Origin of the sequence: Mesomycoplasma moatsii, assembly GCF_045276915.1 — a bacterium.
Lineage (GTDB): Bacteria > Bacillota_I > Bacilli_A > Mycoplasmatales > Metamycoplasmataceae > UBA710.
The window spans coordinates 376,119-397,357 of record NZ_CP174166.1; the positions used below are offsets into that span (position 1 = coordinate 376,119).

Annotated in this window: 21 protein-coding genes; 3 read left to right on the forward strand and 18 right to left on the reverse strand. The window is 24.8% G+C overall.

Translation table 4 applies throughout. The annotated features are described in order from the left end of the window. Positions 1 to 99 precede the first annotated feature (99 nt). Positions 100 to 750, forward strand: a complete 651-nt coding sequence (locus ACJA28_RS01820; protein ID WP_406602179.1) for a hypothetical protein — start codon at positions 100 to 102, stop codon at positions 748 to 750. Here the strand turns inward: ACJA28_RS01820 and ACJA28_RS01825 are convergent. From ACJA28_RS01825 to topA, 4 genes are read right to left on the reverse strand one after another with little or no spacing between them, the layout of a single operon-like run. Further along, positions 736 to 1,599 (reverse strand): Cof-type HAD-IIB family hydrolase, encoded by an 864-nt coding sequence (locus ACJA28_RS01825; protein ID WP_022935665.1) that lies wholly within the window; start codon positions 1,597 to 1,599, stop codon positions 736 to 738. The two genes, ACJA28_RS01820 and ACJA28_RS01825, sit on opposite strands and share 15 nt — an antisense overlap. Next, positions 1,572 to 1,892 (reverse strand): thioredoxin family protein, encoded by a 321-nt coding sequence (locus ACJA28_RS01830; RefSeq protein WP_022935664.1) that lies wholly within the window; start codon positions 1,890 to 1,892, stop codon positions 1,572 to 1,574. The genes ACJA28_RS01825 and ACJA28_RS01830 overlap by 28 nt, the downstream gene beginning before the upstream one ends. A gap of 13 nt (positions 1,893 to 1,905) precedes the next feature. Continuing rightward, positions 1,906 to 3,342, reverse strand: a complete 1,437-nt coding sequence (gene proS / locus ACJA28_RS01835) for a proline--tRNA ligase (RefSeq protein ID WP_022935663.1) — start codon at positions 3,340 to 3,342, stop codon at positions 1,906 to 1,908. 48 nt (positions 3,343 to 3,390) lie between these two features. Next, positions 3,391 to 5,226 (reverse strand): type I DNA topoisomerase, encoded by a 1,836-nt coding sequence (gene topA / locus ACJA28_RS01840; RefSeq protein ID WP_022935662.1) that lies wholly within the window; start codon positions 5,224 to 5,226, stop codon positions 3,391 to 3,393. A 226-nt stretch (positions 5,227 to 5,452) separates the two neighbouring features. On the opposite strand from topA, the gene ACJA28_RS01845 reads away from it, so the two are divergent. Further along, a complete protein-coding gene (locus tag ACJA28_RS01845; RefSeq protein ID WP_406602180.1) occupies positions 5,453 to 5,698 on the forward strand; it encodes a hypothetical protein in 246 nt (81 codons plus the stop codon). 65 nt (positions 5,699 to 5,763) lie between these two features. On the opposite strand, the gene ACJA28_RS01850 is transcribed toward ACJA28_RS01845, so the two are convergent. The 13 genes from ACJA28_RS01850 to tkt all read right to left on the reverse strand — a co-directional run bounded on the left by ACJA28_RS01850 (position 5,764) and on the right by tkt (position 18,805). Beyond that, positions 5,764 to 6,558, reverse strand: a complete 795-nt coding sequence (locus ACJA28_RS01850) for a hypothetical protein (RefSeq protein ID WP_406602181.1) — start codon at positions 6,556 to 6,558, stop codon at positions 5,764 to 5,766. Between the two features lie 536 nt (positions 6,559 to 7,094). Beyond that, a complete protein-coding gene (locus tag ACJA28_RS01855) occupies positions 7,095 to 7,868 on the reverse strand; it encodes a hypothetical protein (RefSeq protein ID WP_406602182.1) in 774 nt (257 codons plus the stop codon). Between the two features lie 57 nt (positions 7,869 to 7,925). Beyond that, positions 7,926 to 8,147, reverse strand: a complete 222-nt coding sequence (locus tag ACJA28_RS01860; RefSeq protein ID WP_406602183.1) for a hypothetical protein — start codon at positions 8,145 to 8,147, stop codon at positions 7,926 to 7,928. Beyond that, positions 8,101 to 8,514, reverse strand: coding sequence for a hypothetical protein (locus tag ACJA28_RS01865; protein ID WP_406602184.1), 414 nt, complete (start codon positions 8,512 to 8,514; stop codon positions 8,101 to 8,103). The genes ACJA28_RS01860 and ACJA28_RS01865 overlap by 47 nt, the downstream gene beginning before the upstream one ends. Positions 8,515 to 8,667: 153 nt before the next feature. Continuing rightward, on the reverse strand, positions 8,668 to 9,279 hold the full coding sequence (locus ACJA28_RS01870; RefSeq protein WP_406602185.1) for a hypothetical protein: 612 nt from the start codon (positions 9,277 to 9,279) through the stop codon (positions 8,668 to 8,670). Between the two features lie 39 nt (positions 9,280 to 9,318). Further along, positions 9,319 to 9,600, reverse strand: coding sequence for a hypothetical protein (locus tag ACJA28_RS01875; protein ID WP_406602177.1), 282 nt, complete (start codon positions 9,598 to 9,600; stop codon positions 9,319 to 9,321). A 365-nt stretch (positions 9,601 to 9,965) separates the two neighbouring features. Continuing rightward, positions 9,966 to 10,553 carry an HNH endonuclease signature motif containing protein gene (locus tag ACJA28_RS01880; RefSeq protein WP_051122403.1) on the reverse strand — a complete coding sequence of 196 codons (588 nt, stop codon included), beginning with the start codon at positions 10,551 to 10,553 and terminating at the stop codon, positions 9,966 to 9,968. 65 nt (positions 10,554 to 10,618) lie between these two features. Further along, entirely contained in the window at positions 10,619 to 11,206 is a 588-nt protein-coding gene (locus tag ACJA28_RS01885; RefSeq protein ID WP_051122404.1) for a DUF262 domain-containing protein, read from the reverse strand. Between the two features lie 905 nt (positions 11,207 to 12,111). After that, the gene (locus ACJA28_RS01890) at positions 12,112 to 13,116 is read right to left on the reverse strand and encodes a hypothetical protein (RefSeq protein ID WP_022934502.1); all 1,005 of its coding nucleotides are present in this window, start codon (positions 13,114 to 13,116) and stop codon (positions 12,112 to 12,114) included. Beyond that, a complete protein-coding gene (locus ACJA28_RS01895) occupies positions 13,116 to 13,238 on the reverse strand; it encodes a hypothetical protein (RefSeq protein WP_022934503.1) in 123 nt (40 codons plus the stop codon). The genes ACJA28_RS01890 and ACJA28_RS01895 overlap by 1 nt, the downstream gene beginning before the upstream one ends. A gap of 1,259 nt (positions 13,239 to 14,497) precedes the next feature. Beyond that, positions 14,498 to 15,460, reverse strand: coding sequence for a bifunctional oligoribonuclease/PAP phosphatase NrnA (locus ACJA28_RS01900; protein WP_033378957.1), 963 nt, complete (start codon positions 15,458 to 15,460; stop codon positions 14,498 to 14,500). Beyond that, entirely contained in the window at positions 15,460 to 16,689 is a 1,230-nt protein-coding gene (locus tag ACJA28_RS01905; RefSeq protein ID WP_027121611.1) for a replication-associated recombination protein A, read from the reverse strand. Before ACJA28_RS01905 ends, ACJA28_RS01900 begins: the two co-directional genes overlap by 1 nt. 160 nt (positions 16,690 to 16,849) lie before the next feature. Next, positions 16,850 to 18,805, reverse strand: a complete 1,956-nt coding sequence (tkt, locus tag ACJA28_RS01910) for a transketolase (RefSeq protein ID WP_022934506.1) — start codon at positions 18,803 to 18,805, stop codon at positions 16,850 to 16,852. Positions 18,806 to 18,881: 76 nt separating this feature from the next. On the opposite strand from tkt, the gene mnmA reads away from it, so the two are divergent. Beyond that, complete coding sequence (gene mnmA, locus ACJA28_RS01915; protein ID WP_022934507.1) at positions 18,882 to 20,021, forward strand: tRNA 2-thiouridine(34) synthase MnmA; 1,140 nt, start codon at positions 18,882 to 18,884, stop codon at positions 20,019 to 20,021. A gap of 32 nt (positions 20,022 to 20,053) precedes the next feature. Here mnmA and p42 read toward each other — a convergent pair whose 3' ends face one another. After that, the gene (gene p42 / locus ACJA28_RS01920; protein ID WP_022934508.1) at positions 20,054 to 21,172 is read right to left on the reverse strand and encodes a gliding machinery protein P42; all 1,119 of its coding nucleotides are present in this window, start codon (positions 21,170 to 21,172) and stop codon (positions 20,054 to 20,056) included. Between the last annotated feature and the right edge of the window lie 67 nt (positions 21,173 to 21,239).

Here is a 21,239-nt window from a genome sequence, read left to right on the forward strand (position 1 = left end):
ATTTTGTCTTCACAAATAATTTATTTGTTCCAAAATGAAAATATTTTTTTTAAATATCAAGATGTAGACTTAAAAATTATTTATTTTTTAAAATTAATAATGAAATTTTTATTTAAAAATAATTGAACTTGCTGGATACATATTTCTTATTTTCTAATATGTTTATTTTTCGTTTATTTCTATCATTCATCAAAATCAAAGAATTGTTCTATTTCAAAAAAAGAAATTGATATTACTAAAAAAATTAATTTATCTATTTTTCTCACTGCACCAATGAGTTTTGTGGCTCTAACTTTTACCCTTTTAATTAATCCTTTATCTTTGATTTATCGTTTTCTAATAATTTCATTAATTATGTTCATTAGTTTAATAGTTTTTTATCTTATAAAAAAAATAAAATATCCAAAAAAAATATATATTTTTCCAGAAAAAGAGAAAGAAAACTATTTATTCATACAAAATTCGATTTTACCTATTATTTTTTCCGTTTTTTTAGTAATAAGCGATAATGAATTATTTAATCAATCAATTTTAAATCAACTAAACTTTTGGGCTTGTTTATTTGTTGCAACTTACTTGAATTCTTTGCTATCGCCTTACAAACATTTTTCATTTGAGTTCAATAAATATAATTTACCTTTACTAACTCCTTATATTATCTCAGGAATTAACACATCTTATCTACCTTGCTTTGATTTCATTTCATTTAATTTATTTTCAAAAGCATGCTCTAAATTAATGATTTTTTAATTCAGTAAAATCGCCATCTAGAAGCTTAGCTACACCACCTCTTTTATGTTTGGGTCCAAGGTGTGAAGCTAAATCAATTAATTTAGTTGATCCATCTTTCATCGCAAATAAAGCTCCGACTTTTCCTTTAGTAGTAGAATCGTTTTCGCTATCACCAATATGAATCGTATTATTTATATCTATTCTTAGCAAATTAGCAACAAATAAAGCCGCTTCTCCTTTTGTGGCATTTTCATGAGTTATTTCAACAATTTTGTCTTGACCTGATGTCTTTATAGAAGTATGCTTAATTGTTTGTTGCATTTTGTTAGCCAGATTTCAAACTTTTTTTGATTTTAAATATCCAGCTACAACAATTTTATTGACATTATTTTCTTTAAAAGAATATTTTTTTATCTTTTTTCATTTTTTTCTTCATAAAAATGTGAAAGTAGTTCATAATCAATGATCTGTGTAAATTAAAAACTCAGAATTAATAGTAAAACCCAATTTTTCTTCTTTCACAATATCTATTACTCTTTCTACTTGCTCTTTGTTTAATGTAATATTTTTTAAAATCTCTCCATTTTTATTTACAACAATTGCACCGTTTTGACAAATCGCATATTCTACATCTAAAAGTTGCATTATTTTTTTTACTTTTTTTCCGTATGATCTACCAGTTGAAATAATAATAGATGTTGTTTGCTGTTGCTTTTTAATTGAAATTAAATTTTTCTTACTTATTCTTTTAGGTCATTTATCTAACAAAGTCCCGTCTAAATCAATAAAAATTGCTTCAACTCTAAACTTCCTATTATTAGTTTCAATAATAAAATTATTTAAATTTCTTCTATCAATTTTATCCATGATTCCAATGGTTGATATCCTAATACTGATTTTTTTATTTTATTGTCTTTAACAATGATCAAAGTAGGTGTGGCAGAAATATTAAATTCTGAAGCTAAATTTTGATTTTCTAATACGTTAATTTTTGCAATAGAAGCATAACCTTTTTCAGCAAGTTCTTCAAAAACTGGCTCTAGCATTAAACAAGGAGGACATGTAGGACTTGTAAAATCAACAATTAAAACACCTTTATTATTTTCTATAACGTCTGATAATTCTTGCTTTGAATTTACTTCAAATATTTGTTTTTTCATTTCTTTTACTCCTTTAATAAGCTTTTGCAAAAAGAACAAAATGATTAACTAATTTCCCTGTCATAATGCACTTATCCTCTTTTAAACATAAATCTAGTTCTGTAGGAATACATCTTGCTGTTGCAGTAGTCTCTTCTTTAATTTTATTTTCTAATTCTTTTGAATCCTCAATTATTGGAACAACTACAAATTTTTGTTCTTTAATTAACTCTTTAAATTTACCATAAGAATTGCAATAAATAATATTTTCTTTTATTAATTTTCTTGATTTCTCAAATAAATCGTTATGAATACTTTCTAAAAGTTTTTTAACTTCAATAACTACTTTGTCTATATTTACTAAAGCTTTATAGATTGTATCTCTTCTTACAATTAACACCTGTTGATTTTCAATATCACGAGGTCCAATTTCAATTCTTATTGGGACACCTTCTATTTCGGATTGTGCCGCTTTGAAACCAATTGTTTTATCAGATTTATCAACCCTAACTCTAATTCCATTTTCTTCTAATTCTTTTTTAAGTTGATTAGCCATCGTAATAACATTTTTATCTTTATTTGCTAAAACTTCTATTAAGTCAACTTGTATTGGTGCAATCTTAGGTGGAATGACAATTCCTCTATTATCACCATGAGCCATAATAATTGCTCCAATAGATCTAGTTGATAAACCCCAAGAAGTTTGATAAACATTAATTAATTGATTATTTTCATTTTTAAATGAAATATTAAACATTTTAGAAAAATTTTGTCCTAAGTAATGACTTGTTGCTGCTTGCAATGATTTGCCATCTTTCATCATCGCTTCAATTGTTCAAGTAGTAATGGCTCCTGCGAATTTTTCTCGTTCTGTTTTTTTGCCAATAACTACATCTAACGCTAAATAATCTTTATAAAAATTTTTATAAACTTGTATCATTTTTTCACTAAAATTAACTGCTTCTTCTTCAGTTGAATGTGAAGTATGGCCTTCCTGTCATAAAAATTCGCTAGTTCTTAAAAAAGGATTGGTTGTTTTTTCTCACCTTACAACATTTGCTCATTGATTAAATAATTTTGGTAAATCATTGTATGAATTAATTTCAGATTTAAAAAGTTGTGCAAACAAAACTTCAGAAGTTGGTCTAATATAAATTTCTTCATTTAATTTTTTATCACCAACTTTTGTAACGGTTGCAAGTTCGGGAGCAAAACCATCTACATGTTCTTTTTCTTTTTGTATTAATGATTTTGGCATCAATAATGGTAAGTACACATTACGAACACCTTCTTTTTTGATAATCTTGTTTAAGTTATATTGAATTTGCTCTCATATTCCATATGAATTTGGTTTGAAAATTACTGTCCCTTTCAAAGGACCATATTCTATCAAATTTCCATTAGTAATAACATCAATAAATCATTGGCTAAAATTTTCTTCAATTGGAGTTATCTTTTTAATTAATTTCATAGATATTATTTTAGCAAAAGAGATTTATCAATCTTAAATCCAATTACATTAATTTTTATTTTTTAAAAAACCAAATCTTTTGGGTTTAACTTTTGTACTTCTTGAATAAGAACACTCAGGTCACTTTGAACAAGAAATAAATTCTTCTTTAGTTTTTCTAGAAGTTTTATAAACTAAAGGAGAATCACATTGAGGACAATTCTCACCGACTAAACGATCTAATAAAACTGTTTTCTCAAGAGTTAATTCTGCTGTTTTTAGTGATTTATCAAATCTATCTCAAAATGATTGCATCAAATGTTTGTAATCAATTTCACCTTCGGCAATTAAATCTAAATCAGCTTCAACTCTAGCTGTATACCCTTCGGTAATTTCGTTCGGAAATCCTTCAATTAATTTAGATAAAACAATTTCACCAAATTCTGTTGATTTTAAAGATGAGCCTTCTTTTTCAACAAATTTGCGATCTAATATTTTTTCTACTGTTGTTGCAAAAGTAGATGGTCTTCCAACTTTTATATCATCTAATTTTTCAATTAATGATCCATCAGTATATCTAGCTGGCGGTTTTGTTTCGTGATCAAAAAAACAGTATTGTTGAACTTCAACTAAATCTCCAACATTATATTTTGGCAACTCTTTATTCTCTTCTTTAGGAGAAATAATTGTATATCCATCAAAAACTATTTTTGAAGAAGAAAGTTTAAAAGTATGTCCGTTATTTTCTAATTCGTATCTCAAAATTTCTCTAATAGGAACACTCATAATTGCTTTCATTGTAGTCTTTCAAATGATTGAGTAAACTTTATATTCTGACGATGAAAGATTGTATTTTGATTTAGCTAATTCTGGTGTTAAAGCAATGTCAGTTGGTCTAATTGCTTCATGAGCATCTTGATCTCCGCTAAAACCTTTAATGTCTTTTGCAATATATTCAGTCCCGTACTTATTTTGGATATAACTTCTAGCTCTAACTAAAAAATTTTCAGATAAACGAGTTGAATCAGTTCTAGGATATGAAATTAAACCTCCTTCACCAAAACCTTCATATAATCTCTGAGCAGCTGATTGAACAGCTTTAGATGAAATATCTGCTTTTTTATAAAGCATAGCTTGTTTTAAAGGAGAAACTTTTGCATCATTTTTTTTAGTTAATTTAACATTAGTAACTTTTAATGGACCATTTAATTCTCCAAGAATTTGTTTTGTTTTATCCCTAGTAATTCATTCTTTATTTTCAAAATTACCATTTGTATCATAATATGTTGCACTTATTTCTTTGTTGATTTTAGCTTCTATAGTTGAATAATATGTAGGAATAAATGCTCTAATTTCGTTTTCGCGATCAACAACTAGTTTTAGCGCAATTGACTGTACACGACCTGCAGTTGGCTTTTCTGGATAATTTGACATCTTTTTTGTCATTAAATCAGACAATCGAAAACCAATAATTCGATCTAACATTCTTCTTGATTTTTGCGCCTTAACTAAATTATTATCAATGATGGTCGGATTTTCAATAGAAGCTAAAACAGCTTCTTTAGTAATTTCGTTGTATTTAATTCTTTTGTACTTATCGTTAATATTTAAAAAATGAACCAAATTATCACCAATCGCTTCTCCTTCTCGATCAGGATCAGTCGCTATATAAACTAATTCTGCTTTTTTAGCTTCATTTTTTAATTCCTCAACAATATGTTTTTTTTCAGGTTCTATTTTATATATTGGTTCTCAATTATTAAAATCGATTCCTAATTTTTTTTCTCCAGAAGCAGGCATTTTCACAATATGACCTACTGAAGACATTACTTCATAATCATTACCTAAATATTTTTGAATTGTTTTTACTTTATTTGGCGATTCAACAATCACTAAATATTTCATAATCTTCTTATGCTCCTTCTTTTTACATTTATTCTATATTTAAAAAGCAAAAAAAAATAAAAATTAATTTTATATCTTTCGTTTGAATTATATATTCAACATATTGTAAAAAAAACAAATCGATGTTGAACTATTTTGATAGCAAAAAATAAAAAATAAAATATTTTCACTTATTTATTAAATTAATAAATCCACTCATTCATGTTTAATTGCAAGATAACATTTTGTGTATCTAAAAGACCTTTTAATTCAAATCCTTTTTGATTATCTGTTGAATGATTCTTCTAAAGCGTATAAACTATCTGGTTCTAAATCTGTTATTTTTACTCATAATTTAAATCCATTAGTAAAACTATCAGAATACATAAATCCTAATTTACCAGTTTGTCTTGATAATTCTTGATTAATTGCATCAGCTGCATTATTGCTTGTAAATGTAAAAGCTTCATTAGTTGTATTATTAATTGAATAATTAAATTGTAATCTTCTCTTTCATTCTTCTTTAGAGTGAGCTCCTCCTTGATTTGCTGCTTAATCTTAAGCTACTATATAATCAAGAATTTTATCCTCAGTTTGATTTAATCATCTAACAAATTCATCTAATCTTTGAGTTGGATCTAAATAAAGAGGCGAAGTTAATAGTTGAGCAGAAAAATCAAAGAATTTTGAAGAATCAATGCTAATTGGTTTAGCTAATCTAAATCCTTTAATTGTAATTATTTTTTGGCCTGCATCTGCAGCTAGTTCTGTAACTTTTCCATCATTTTGTGCAGCTCAATAATTATTCCTAAAGGTAACTTTTATTTTAGCTATACCATTTGCTGCATCTACAACTTCAACTAGATTATATTTAATTAAACCACCATAATCATTGTTTGGTCCTTTAAAATCATCAATATTTACTCAATAAGGAAATTTTAAATATCCTTTTTGAACTCCCTGTCCTACAATAGCTTGGTGCATTGTAGTTCAGTATTGTTGATTGTATGCATCTCCTGCTGGAATTTGATCAATTCCATCTAATTCTCAAATTCTATCTTGGTCAACAAAAGTTGTAACATTATCTGTTCTAAAACCACCAATTCATCAAGTTCCAAATGGAGCATCAGTTTCTTTTTCGGTTCCTACAATTCCATTTTGATCTATTCCTTGAGCTGCGTGTACTACTTGGTCATTTTTATTTCAAACATTAAGTCTAATATCTAATCTCATTTTCCCTGTAGCTGGAAAATATTTATATGCCATCATAACAATATTATCTTTAGTTAATTTATGACTAAAATCACCATCTGATTGTCAACCATAATTTCTACAATAAGCAACATTTTTCACTCATTGAGTTGATGTTTCGTATTGATTTTCTTTAGTTGCGGCATCATAAGCTGGTTTAATATAATTTTCAAATAAAAATTCTTTAATTTCATCTACTGTAATTTTTTCAACATTAGGTGCTACATAATCAGGTCATTGAATTTCTTTGTTATAAGTTGAACCATCAGCATAAGGAATATTTTTATTACTTCAATTTGGATTAATAAATGCAGTTGCTTCAGTATTATTAACAAATTGAGTTGCTCCAACTTTTCTTAATCCTGAAATTGTTCAGTTATTAAAAGAAACTAAATCTTCATTACTATTTGGTGCAGGAACTGCTCATCTTTTTGATACTTTAACACTTAAAGTAACGCTACCTTCAGCGTTATTAAATTGCCCTTTAGTTGCACTATCACTTTCAATATCAAATCTTGGGAAGAATGCATTAAAGTCTTGTTCTCAAGAACTTTCATTATATGTTGGAGTACTTACTAAATTAGTAAATACATCTCCTTCTACAAATTGATTGTCAGACTAAATTTTTAAAATCAACTTTAAGTGTTTGAACCATATTGATTAGTTACAATTTCAGATGGAACTAAATAAGGAGCAATTATTTTTCCGCCAAATGTTAAACTTGAATCAATTTTAAAGTTTTTAATTTCAGTAACTTTAACTGTTTTAAATCCTGTTAAAGTAAAAGTACCAATTTTGTGATTTGTTCATCAATTACCATTTTGTTCCATACTAGTCACACTACTATGATTTAATTGTCCTGTATTAGTATAAACAATAGTTGAATATAAATCAAATGATACTGAACCAGCATTATAATTGTGAGTTATTGTATCTTCTTTAATTAAAAACTTAGCATCATCACGAACATTTTTCATACCTAAAGCTGATGATTGAGATAGAAAATCAGAACTATATCAATATGAAATATTGCCACCAAGTTTTAATTTATCGTATAAATATGCTTTATCAACTAAGCTAACTGCATAGCTACTATCACCATAACCTGAAATTGTATTTGAAGTAGCTGATGCATGTGTATAATACCCATAAGTTGATGGATTTTGCGTATTTAATCCACAATCTTTTTGGTTAATAATAATTCCATTATTTGAACCATTTTTCATAAACATGACGTTTAAGTTAAATATTGTACTATCGTTATTATTGTCATTATGATACTCTAAAACAGGAATTCCAAAAGCTCCTTGGTTAAGTCCTAAACGATAATTTTGTGAAATATCAACACTAGTACTAAAGTTACTATAGTAGGTTGAATTTGATGCATTTACTGCTTCATCATCAGTTTGCATATATATTCTTCAGCGACTATTATTTAGAGTTTTTGTGGGATTAAAAGTATCATTACCTTAAGATGTAGGGTTATTAATTACTGCGGTAAAACGGCCATCATAACCTTTAGAAGAATCTTGAATTCTTTGATCATATCCTTCTAAAAGTAAGGGCGATGCAGTAGTATTTTTAATTCCTTTTGCAGCAATTACGCTATTATCAAAATATCCACCTCAAGTTTCAGTTCATAAATTATTTCTTCAAGGACCTGAAGTTCCCGAAAATTGTTGTCAGTCCACACCAAACTGAAGTGGTAATTAATTGACCATTTTTATGAAAATTATTTGAATTTCCAAATGCATCATAACCACCAAATGCATTAAGCGCAAATGTAACTTTCATATCAGAAGTATCATAATTGTAACTAAATGCAGCACCAGAAATATTCGATCTTACTGCTTCGGATATAATAGCTCAAGAACTTCCAGATCAGAAATTTCCATCAGCACTACTCCCAGGATTTTTAATACCTTTTGAAGCAAAATATTCTTTGTTATCTTCTTGAACTAAATATTCTACTTCAATTCATGAACCCGTACTTCCTTTTCTTAGCATCAGTAAAACTGCATGAATTTTATCACCATAAATTCATGAACCCATTCCCATAATAGCTTGATATCTATCGGTATAATGGTATTTAAATTTTCTATTTTGTACTGATTTATCTTTTACAGAATATTCAAAAATCTTATCAGAACCTCAACTACCAAGATTATTATTATCTGTATGTAACTTTGGATAAATTAGATAACTAGTAACTTAAGCATTATCGCCATCAGATGTTGATGTTTTATAAATTGGTGATAATCATCACGTATCATTTCTAAAAGTATTACCATCATAAGTATAAGTGTTAACAACTTTATCTTCTCATGTTGTAAATTCTCGTCCATCTGTTTTTGATGAAATATTTGGATACTTACAAACTTTAATCCTTACACTGTCTCCTGCATTTCTTTTTTCATCAGTGTATAAAACTACTAATGTATCTTCATAAGGAGTGTATTCTGTAGCTAAAACATTATAGCCACTACCATAATTAGAATATCACAACACTTTATTTGGATCGTTTTTATCAATACAAATTAGTTGATTATTTTTATTTATTGTGACATATCCATTAGGAACTGGTTTAGTTACGTTTGGAGTGCTATTGTAAATTTCAGTTTGATTTAAATTTTTTCCAATAATAAAAGAATCGTGACTAGTTAGTCCAAAACCATCGTTTTGAACAGCACGACTAGCATTATTTTGATTAATGGATGATCCTGATTGATCTAATTTTAGAGCACCAATTCCTGCAATTACACCAGCAGAACCAATTAAAAGCGAAGTTCCTAAACCCAATAACTTTTTAGTGCTTTTTTTCATAACAAACCTCTTTTCTTAATTAAACTCTTAAGTAAATTTTTATAAAACAACTCCAAATAAAATTGCTAATGTTGCTACAGTTAAACCTAGAATAATTCCTGAAATTAATAATCATTTTAATACCGGTCTAGCTGATAGTTTTATTTGTCTATCTTTTGTTGCAACTGAAATACTTGAAGCTACTAAAACTCCAACCCCTACAAGAGCAACAATAATTCATCATAACTGTTTTAAAACTTTTTCTAATTCTGTTAGCGCCGAAGCATCAGGTGTTGATCTTAATGCTAAAATATTTTCATCTTTTACTAAAGCGCTAATCATTTTTTCTAAACTATCAACATTATCTCTACCTGAAAGCTCTTAAGTAAATTTAGCAAAATCATATTTACCATTAATAATGTTTGATCAAATACCTAGTTCTGAAGGTGAGTATTGAGAATTTGTGTTTAGAATTGTATTGATTTTTTATAACAAAATGATGGGAAAACAACTTTTATTTAGTAAAAAATTATTTTATGTAATTATCCAATTTTAAAAATCGACTAGTAAAACTTATTGTGAATAATAATATTGTAATCTTATAGAATTTTGTTTTGATTTTTTATAAAGTATTATTAACTAATTTAATTTAAGAGTGTTATCCGAATAATTTGTTACTTTAATTAATATCCAAAAAATATAAAAAATTAATTGTTATTAACTTTATTAGATTTTTGACGATTACAACTTCTATGTAAGAGTTGCGCATTTTCTTTAATTGTTTCTCCTCCAATTGAATAAGGAAAAATATGATCAACTTCTGCATCATTGTAGTCTAAAATTTGTTGATTGCAAAAAGAACATTTTTGATCTTTTTCTCACAATTCATCTTTTATCTTTCTATCAAATATTCTATTTTCAGAATAATTTATTTTATCAATACTTTCTTTAATGCTCTCATAGATAATTTCAATTCTTCGAATTAATTTTTCTTTGTTTCCTGTCGAACTACTTGTTGAATCAATATAAGTTTTATTTTCTTTTCTGATAGACAATATATTAGATCTAATTCTATCTGCATTTCTTATTAAATCATTCTTATTAAATAATGAAAAAGCTACCATTAAAGAATCATAAACTGATCCAGAAAATTTATTTAGAAGTTTTTTATTTTCATTATCGTATTGACAAAAAGCATCATTTCCCATAACTTGTTTAATAATATCAATAACTCTTTTAAATTCTTTCTTAAATTCTTCAATCATTTTTTCATCATCATTTTGATGCTCATGCATATAAAAATTTAATTGTTGATTTAAAGATGATTTAATGTTACGATAATTTTTAAGCGCTAAAAATCTTAAAATATTCTCTTGATATTTTTTCTTTTATTTTCTTCAATAAATATTGTTTTCAAAATATTATAACTTTCAGCTAAATTCTCTAACATATCATTAAATGAACCATGATAAACACAATTTCTTAATTCTTGTGGTTTTAATTTAGTTGAACCTTGATTTAATCTTGAAAAAATCTCATATTTTAACTCTTGAGATTCTTTTTTTATGATTATTGAATGAATAGAAGTGTTTAGAATTTTTCTTTGCAAATCTTTATCTAAGTCTTTAAAATATTTTTTATTAAATTCTTCTAATTCCTCTAGACCTTTTAAAGAAAATTCATTTTTACAAAAACGACTAATAGATTTTATTCTTTGTTGACCATCAATTACACTATAATGATTATCTTTTTCTTCACACAAATATATTGATGGTAGAGGAATTTCTAAACAAATTGATTCTATTAATTTGGATGCTTTTTTATCATCCATAATGTAATCTCTTTGATATTCGGGTTGCAATTCTATTTCTCCAAGCTCAATCATATCTTTTAATGTTGAAATAGGTCAATCTTTTTTTTCTGTATAAACTTTTTTAAAATATTCCATAAATAAAAAACCTTTTTAAATATTTAAAAAACAGAAAAATTATATAACAAAAATCAAAAGTCTCATTTGAAGTAAGTTTATAAACACTAATCTTTTTATACTATTCATAAATTTAGTGTTTTAACAAGTTTTTGAGAATAATTATTGATATTATTAAACAGCTTGATTTAAATGAATTTACGATTTTTTTTGAAATGAGACATTTTAATTCAATATCTTAATAATTGAGAAATATTTTTAATTTGTTTTTTATCTTAAAAATAGTAAAATTGATAAAACCAATTTATTAAATTAAAGTAATTTGTTCAATAAATTTTTAACCGATTATAATTAATTAACTTGTATTTTTTTATCTAGCTATTTGATTAAGTCAATTTCATAAACACTAGGAAATTATTTCTTATATATTTTCAATTTAAATTTCCAATATTTTTCTTATTTCTTTCCAACTTATTATTTCTTCTTTTTCTTTATTTATATATTCAGGCTCTTCGTTATTTTCATAAACTTTGATAATATTTTTACATTGGTAATTTTTTTTAATTTCATTTCTTTTTAAACATTCAATAAATTGTTGAAATTTAATTTTAGAATTTGGATCTATGTCATTTTTATTGCCTTTAGCTTCTAAAACTATACATTGTTTATTTTTTTCATTTATTAAAATAAAATCGGGAAAAAACTTTCTAATTTTTGAATCATTTTTATCTATGTATTCAATATAATAATCGTTTTGCGGACTAGTTCCATTTCTAAATATATGAATATTTTCTAAATCTTTATTTTTAATAGATTTATAAAAAATTCTTTCATTATCGCTATCAAGACCTTCTTTAATTTTTAAACTTCCTTTAAATGTATTTAATTCATCTCATTTATTTGGATCAAATTTTTTTGTGGAAACATTATAAATTTTCCTTTTTATCTAATTCATTTACTCTTTTTTTAATATTTTCAAATTCTGGATCTGTTATATATATTTTTGGATAAACGGGATTAATCTGTCATATGTTAGATAAATATTTACATATAAAATCAATATTAAAAATTTCTTTAATTAAAAGTAAACAACTAATAAATATATCTATATTTTTATTATTTTTTAAATGGTAAAATTGATCTCAATCATATATAGTTTCAATTTTTTCTATTATGTTTTTTTTAAAATGAATAGAAAAAATTTTTAGATTTTTATCTTCTACTAAATTATTTTCTTCTTTTGTTGTTTTGAAAACAATATTAAAAATAAATTGATGTTTTTTTAATTTATTTAAATAAATTTTATTTATATTATTTTTATTATTTTTTATTTTTTTTAAACTAATTATTTCACTATCATATGAAGACGTTGATATCTTTGATCCTCATAATCTCAAAACGTCTAATGAGTCTATAAAAGTTATTGATGTTTTTTCAATTTTTAAATTATTAATAAGTCATCAGTTATAACTAAACAATTGTTTTTCTCTATCTTCTAAAGTGATAAACCTATATAAAAACAAAGTATCAACTACATAATTAAGTTTTTTATTTATAAGTTTTCATTTTATATACATTTTATAAATAGAATTAAATTTTTCATTTTTTAATGATTTTTTTATTTGAAAAAATGAATTTAAATCAAAACTTTTTAAATCGTTAAATTCATCAAAAATATCTTTTGATAAAAACCATATTAAACCTTGATGAATTAATTGATCGATGTAATCTTTTCATTTTTCTAATTTATATTTATTATTATTTCACTGATTAATCATTTCCAATTTCTCAAAAAAATCTACCATATAATCTCAAGTTCTTGCAATCAAACTTCTTCTAATTATTTCAATAGTTCCTAAATAAAGGGCTGGAAATCCAATCAAAGTTGTAATAACTATATTCGTAACAACCAGAGCATCAGATAAATTCATTACTTAAAATCCTTTATTGATAAATCTTTATCAAATTCATTTTTATAAATATCTATCATAGCATTAATTTCTTCATATTCTCCATTTACATCATTAATTGATTTAACTTTTAAATATTTCATTGAATTTGTTATTCGATGATTTTTTATCTTCTGAATATTCCTAATCTATTTTTTCTTTCTTAGATCCTTTACCGTTAATAACACGATATATTCTTTCTCTACATATATCTTGAGCTATATTATTGTTATTATCGGAAGTTCTAATTTAAATATTCTCATTTTTAATTAATAAAATTGTACTTTACTAAGTAATAATAATGACAATAATTCAATTAAAAATAGATTTTTAATCATATAACAATTTATGAATTGTTAATTATAGAAAAGTGTAATAATAATTATTTGAAGTTCAAAAATTTTAGAACTTATTTATTAATATAAATCGAGTTTTTAATCAAATAATAACAATATGGGAATATACCTAAAAATGAAGAAATCAAATATGATGTGATTCACTTTCTTGCAAAATTCATGTTTGAAAATTTAATATCAATATATAAATTCATAACCAATTTAAGTACCATCACATAAATGATCATACAAAATGATGCTCAACCGACAAATTGTATGTTATTTAAAGAAGCAAAAGTAACAAATATATTATCACAGCAACAATAAATAAACCATTTGCTATTGATTTATCATATAAATGATTGCAATTATTATTTTTATTAATCACTGTGTTATATTTTTATTTCAAATTTTGATAATGAACAATATTAAAAATATTGGTCTTAATAATATAAAATTCTCAATAAATGTATTGAACAAACAAAATCGTGTATATTTCAAAAATGATCGTTTATTTGTATATTTAAAATATAAATAAATTGAAACGACAAAAAAGGGACAAAAAATTGCATTAGTGATTGAAATTATAGGTAATACAATTCATCATTTACCTAATAAAACAAAAAAATCAATATAACTTCCATCAGATGTCTTAGATTCTCATTTGCTCATTTCACCAAAAACTAGAAATACATTATTCCAGCTAATGTTAAACAAAACACTAAATAAACAATTGATGATATTCTTAAAAATCAATATTTCTTTTTAAACATTATAAAATTTGGCCTCAAATATGAAATTTAGATTTATATTTTGTTTTTATTTTTCAATTTCTTAAATCTTCAATCCTTTTTACAAAAAAGCCATTTTGTTATACTTGCAAAATTTCCATCAAAAGTAGAAAAATTATCAACTAAAGCCTGGGTATCTCCATACATGAAAAATTATAAATTAATGGAACACAAATTAAAAGTTTTTGACATAATTATTTAGTTTTGAAAAATGAAAATTTAATTAAATTTATTAACTTATTTTAAATTTGCACATTTTTTCACTATTTCTTCAATATCTTCTTTTTTGTAAATTATTGCTCCTGATGCTTTTTTATGTCCACCACCGTTATATTCTTTTGCAATAACTGAAATATCTTTTTCACTTGATCTTAACCTTACTCTTATAGTTCCATCCTTATTTTCAATAAAAAATATTCAAATATCATATCCTTCAATATTCGCTAAAAAATCTACTCGATTAGAAGCCGTTTCATTTATCTTTAGTTTATTTATTTCATTTAACGTTAAAAAATAATAAATAACATTTTTATAAATTTTATAATTTGATAAAACATGCCGATTAAATTCTACTTCTGCAATTGTTCTCTTTGATAATTGTTTATGTAAACTAAAAAAATCAAAATTACTGGTAAATAATCAAGCAACTAAATTATGTGTTCTACTACTTGTATAATCGTAAAAGAATCTACCACTATCAGTGTAGATCCCTAAATATAAAAATGTTGCTATTTTTGTATCAATCGATTTTTTATCAATTAAATAAATGAAATGACTAATTTGTTCAGCTGAAGAACAATAAGAAAAATCAACAAATCTTAATTTGTAATTAATATCATCTTTTTCAGGATGATGGTCAATTCTAATTATTGTTTTTAATTTATTTTCTAAAATAATTTCATTATGAACTATTCGATTAGAATAATTTGCATCAACAACAATTCCTAAAGATTCTTTTAATATCTCATCATTTGGAATTTTGTCAAATTTAAAATTTAGAAAATCAAATAAATTTTCATTTGAACCAATTGCATAAACTTTTTTACTAGGAAATTTTTTTTCAATTCATAATTTTAATCCTTGTTGTGATCCTAAACAATCTCCATCTGGTCTTAGATGATGAAAAATAACAATGTATTGATGCTTTTTGATTTCTTTCAAAATTTCTTTAGAAATTTTTTTTAATTGCTTTTGATTCATTATTTTTTCCTATCTTCTAAAATTTTATTCATTTTTATTTCGATTTCATTATTTCCTGATTCATAATATTTTTTATTTTTTATTTCTTTTGGCAAATAATCCTGTTCAATTCAATTATTTTTATAATTATGCGGATATTTATAATCACCATAACCTAATTTTGAAGCTGATTTATAATGAGCATCCTTTAAATGGTTAGGTATATCTAAAGTTCCTGTTCCATTTTCTTCGATATCTTTTAAAGCTAAACCAATTGCTTTTATTCCTGAATTAGATTTAGGAGATAAACACATTTCAATAACTGTTGTTGCTAAAATTTGATTAGCTTCTGGAAAACCCAATCTTTCAGCAGAATTTACTGCAAGTATTATTCGAGACAAAAGATTTGGATTTGCTAATCCTATATCTTCGTATGCCATTGCAATCATTCTTCTACCAATTGATTGTAAATCACCAATTTTAATCAATCTTGCTAAATAATAAATAGAAGCATCAATATCACTGCCACGCAAAGATTTATGAAAAGCAGATTGCAAATTATAAAATTCATTTCCGTATGAAGATCCCATAATTTTTGTATTAGGCAAAATTTTAAAAAAAGTTTTGTCATCAGGTTCATTGTTTTGATAAATTTTATGTATTAAATCCAATAAATTAATCGCTGATCTTAAATCACCTAAAGAATTATTAACAATCATTTGAATCTTAGTATCATTTAGTTTAATTTCATTTTTTTTGCAGATTTTTTTCAAACTAATAAACATTTCTTCATTACTTATTGGCTTTAATTCAACAATATGACATCTACTTCTAATAGCTGGATTTATAACAAAATAAGGATTTTCTGTTGTTGTTCCAAACAAAATTAAATTTCCTTTTTCTAAATAAGATAAAAGAATATCTTGCTTATCTTTATTCATACGATGAATTTCATCAATGATAATTATATATTTAGTACTTTTACCGATATTATCTTCCAATAATTGATTTAATTTTGCTTTTGAATCAATAGTTGGATTAAAAAAATCATGTTTTAAATTTAACTGTTGTGAAATTGCGTTTGCCATTGAAGTTTTGCCAATTCCTGGAGCTCCAAAAAAAATTAAAGAAAAAACTTGTTTAGTTTCAACCATTTTTCTTATCAAACAATCTTTTCCAATTAAATGAGATTGACCAATAATTTCATTAATATTTTTTGGTTTTAAGATTTGTGTTAAGAATTTTTCCATATTAAAAGTGTATTAGAACTTTCTATATTTAATTAGAAATTTATTTTTATCATTTTCCAAAAAAACATCATAAAACAAAAAATATTACTACAATAAAAATAACTATTAAAAAACCAATTTTAAAGATTGCTACAAGTAATTCCATAATAATAACTATTCTTTAATTTTTATTTTCAAGAATATGTTTTAAAATAATTTCTTTGTCAAATCCCTTATCTTTATATAGTTTTTCTCCATCCATTGATTTCCCAAATGTATATGCTCCTAAATGAACATTATTTTGATTATTTAAATGTAGCCTAAACCATTTAAAATCTGCAGATGATTCCAATGTAATTAAAGATTTTTTTGCCCCAAATAATTCTTTTAATTCTTTTTCAGAAATTTTAACCACTTTATCTAGACAAGGAACCGAAACAACTCTTACATTTTTTAAATCTTTAGCTATTTCAAGCGCTAAATTAACTTCTGATCCTGAAGCTGCAATTACATAGTCAGGATTTTTGCAATCTTTAACAATATACGCTCCTTTTTTAAATTGTTTAAAAGTTAAATTGACATTTAAAGATTTAATATTTTGTCTAGACAAAACTAGTACTGAAGAATTTTCTTTTGACGAATATGCTTCAATCATTGCAAATCTTAATTCTTCTTCGTCTGCTACACGATAAACATTTAAATTATCAATTGCTCTTAACATTGGAAGTTGATCATATGGCTGATGTGTTGGTCCATCGCCACCAACTAAATAAGAATCATGTGTAAAAGCATAAATAGCAGGAATTTTCATCATTGCTCCTAATCTAATGGCTGATTTAATATAATCAGCAAAAACCAAAAACGTTCCTCCTATTATTCTAAAACCTGCTCCATATAAAGTAACACCATTTACTATGGCTCCCATAGCAAATTCTCTAATACCTATAGGTAAAGATTGTCCTCCTTCTAATATTGTTTTATTTCCAATTGCAACGTTTGTTGAAGAAACTAAATCTGCACAAGTTGCAATTGTGAAAGGATTTTCATTCTCCAACGAAGACAAAAATTGTTTTAGATATACTCTAGTTGCTTGATTTTTATTTTCAATTTTTATTTCATTAAATAATTTTGAATAGTCAAAGTCATCATTAATAATTTTTTCTCAATTTTTAAAACTTGAATCTAAATTATATTTTGAAATTTTTTCTTCTCACTCTTTTACTTTTTTTAATCCTCTTTGAATTACTGTTTTTTCAAAGTAATCTAATATATTTTGATCAATATTTCAATCTTGAAAATCCAATTGATGATAAGATAAAAACTTTTTAATATCCTCATCATTTACAACTCCATGATGACCTTTATTGCTATTTGCTGTTAACAAACCTTCAGCAATAATAGTATCAACTTCAATCAAAGATGGTTTGCTTGTTCTTTGGGCTGTTTTAATACACTTTTCAATTTCTTCTGGATCATTTGAACATTTTAAATAAAATCATCCTTGAGCTTCTGCTCTTAATTTCATATTTTCATTAGATACTTTAGAAACAGCTGAATCTAATTGAAATTTATTTGAATCATACAAAACAATTAATTTATTTAATTCGTATTTACTTGCAATTGCCATTGCCTCATATGAAATACCTTCTTGAAAATCACCATCACCACAAACAACATAAGTAAAATTTGTAAATAAATCTGGATATTTATCTTTTGTTTTTAATTCAGCATGTTTTTGTGCTAAAGCCATACCAACTGCCATAGCCAACCCTTGACCTAATGGTCCTGTAGAAGCATCAATAAAATTTGATATTTTATTTTCAAATTCAGGATGACCTGGAGTTTTTGAATTTTCAATTTTAAAATTTTCAATATCTTTTTTATTAAATAATCCTGCTAAATAAAAGATTGGATAAAGAGACATTGATCCATGTCCCCCACTTAAAACAAAACGATCTCTATTTATTCATTTTCCATTATTTGGATTAATATTAATAAATTTTGTAAACAAGGTATACGTAATTGGAGCAGCTGAAATAGTCATTCCTACATGTCCACCTTTAGCAATTTGAATTGCTTTTAATCCAATATATCTGATTGCACCTATTGCTTTTCTATCAAATTCATTTCTAATCATTGAAGCTCCTTAATAAAATACATATTTTTATGCAACATATAGAATTATAAACTTCTATTAATGTAAAATTAAAAAGATGAGAAAAGAAAAAGTAATTATTGGAATGTCAGGTGGTGTTGATTCAGCTGTTTCTGCTTATTTATTAAAACAACAAGGTTATGAAGTTGTTGGTTTATTCATGCGAAATTGAGATTCAATAGCTAATAATGATATTTTAGGCAATGAAAAAATCAATCAAGAAATTTGTCCTCAAGAACAAGATTATTTAGACGCATTAGAAGCAGCAAAGATAATTGGAATTGAATTAAAAAGAGTCGACTTTATTCAAGAATATTGAGATTATGTTTTTCAAAATTTTATTGATGAATATGCTTGTGGCAGAACTCCTAATCCTGACATTTTATGTAATAAATATATTAAATTTGACAAAATGCTAAACTATGCTATTAATGAACTTAAAGGAAATTATTTAGCAACAGGTCATTATGCAAAATTAATTAATGGTCAACTATACAAAGCTAACGATAAAAATAAAGATCAATCATACTTTTTAGCTCAATTAAAAAAAGAACAACTAGAGAAGGTAATATTTCCTCTAGCAAACTATACAAAAGATGAAATTAGAAAAATAGCAAAAAAAATTAATTTAAATGTTGCTAACAAAAAAGATTCGACAGGAATTTGTTTTATCGGCGAAAGAAATTTTAGTAAATTTTTGCAAAATTATATTCCTTCTCAACCAGGAAATATAATTGATATTAGCAATGGAAAAATAGTAGGTACTCATATTGGAGTGATGTATTATACAATTGGTCAAAGAAAAGGTTTAAATTTGGGTGGTATGGATCAACCTTATTTTTTAGCAGCAAAAAATATTAAAAATAAAGAACTTTTTGTAGCACCTTTATCTCAAGAAGAAAAATATCTTTATTCAAACAAATTAGAAGCTATTAATTTAAATTTAAATACAAGTATTTTTAATGTTAAAAATTTAAAAGCGAAATTTAGATACCGTCAAGAAGATAGTAAAGTTTTTAATGTAATTATTGATAAAACCAAAAAAAATATTAGTATCGAATTTGAGCCTCAATTAGCAATAACTCCAGGGCAACAATTGGTTCTATACGAAAATGACAAATGTATTGGTGGAGCCATTATCAACAAAATTTTCTTTAATAACAAAGAAATTAAATTACTCAACTATTCAATAGAATAAATTATTTATTTTTACTTTGTATATAGCGATTATTAACCTTCTAAAACATCAATTCTTTTTTCTAAAAGAATTTCTTTTGTTTCATTATCAAATAAATTTCTAGATTTTTGAACATTATTTAAAATCATTTTAACATGTGCATTAATTTTTTCTGGATCACTAATTAATTTTGATTCATTTACATTAATTGCCATAATTGAAATTTGACAGTATTTATCATATTCAAATGAACCAGTATATGAATTAATATAGAATTGTTTTCATTCACCAACAACAGATTTTAAAATTTGATTAATTCTTTCTAAATGATAATCTAAAAAGAAAGGCATTTTAACATCAATAATAAAAGTATTTGAAGCGTCAAAAGCAGCAGCAAACATTGGATTTGAAAGCGCTTGAATTAAAGCAAGATCAACATTATCTATCTTAGCATCTGAATATCCCATTGTTGTAATAACTTTTGATTCAAAATTCTTTTTAGATTGATAGAACAGTGCTTTTGTTCTTGAAAAAGCATCTGGATTTCTTTTTGGATCTAAAAATGGTGCTACAAATAAATCAATTAAATTATTGATATATAAATTTGTATAGTAATTACGATTTGCAATATTTGCATTCGAATAAGATAAAACAATAGCTTCTTCTTTTATAGGAACATGAATTTGTCTTTTTTTAGTAAAATTTTTGATAAGTTTTTCATATTTCTTTCTTGATTCTTCAGATTGGATAAAATTTTCAACAGAAAAATGAAATGAAAAAACATCATTCTTGCATAAAATACCTGATAATTCTTCAACATAATTCAAGATATTTAAATCGTTTGATTTATACACAATAATTGCAATATCAATTTTTTTTAGAGATTTAGTAATTTCTGAACCAATAGTATTAAAAAATGTAGATGATTTCATTATTCTTTCTTCATTTTTTTTAAATTCTAGTCAAGGGAAAAATCTTTTTTTATAAGCATTCGCTTTTTTAATTTCTTTGCTTTTATCAATTGAACCAATTTGAATAAAATCTGTATATTCAACTATGCTTTTTGTAAAATTATCAAAAATTGATAAATCTGAATCTGAAAAATAAATAACTGCTGTTCTAGGAACATAAAATCTTTTTATATTTTTGGATTCTACTACTTTTTTGCTCATACTTCTGTCTCTCAATCACTATTAATGTAAAATTTATTTTATAACTGATTAGAAATTATAACATTTT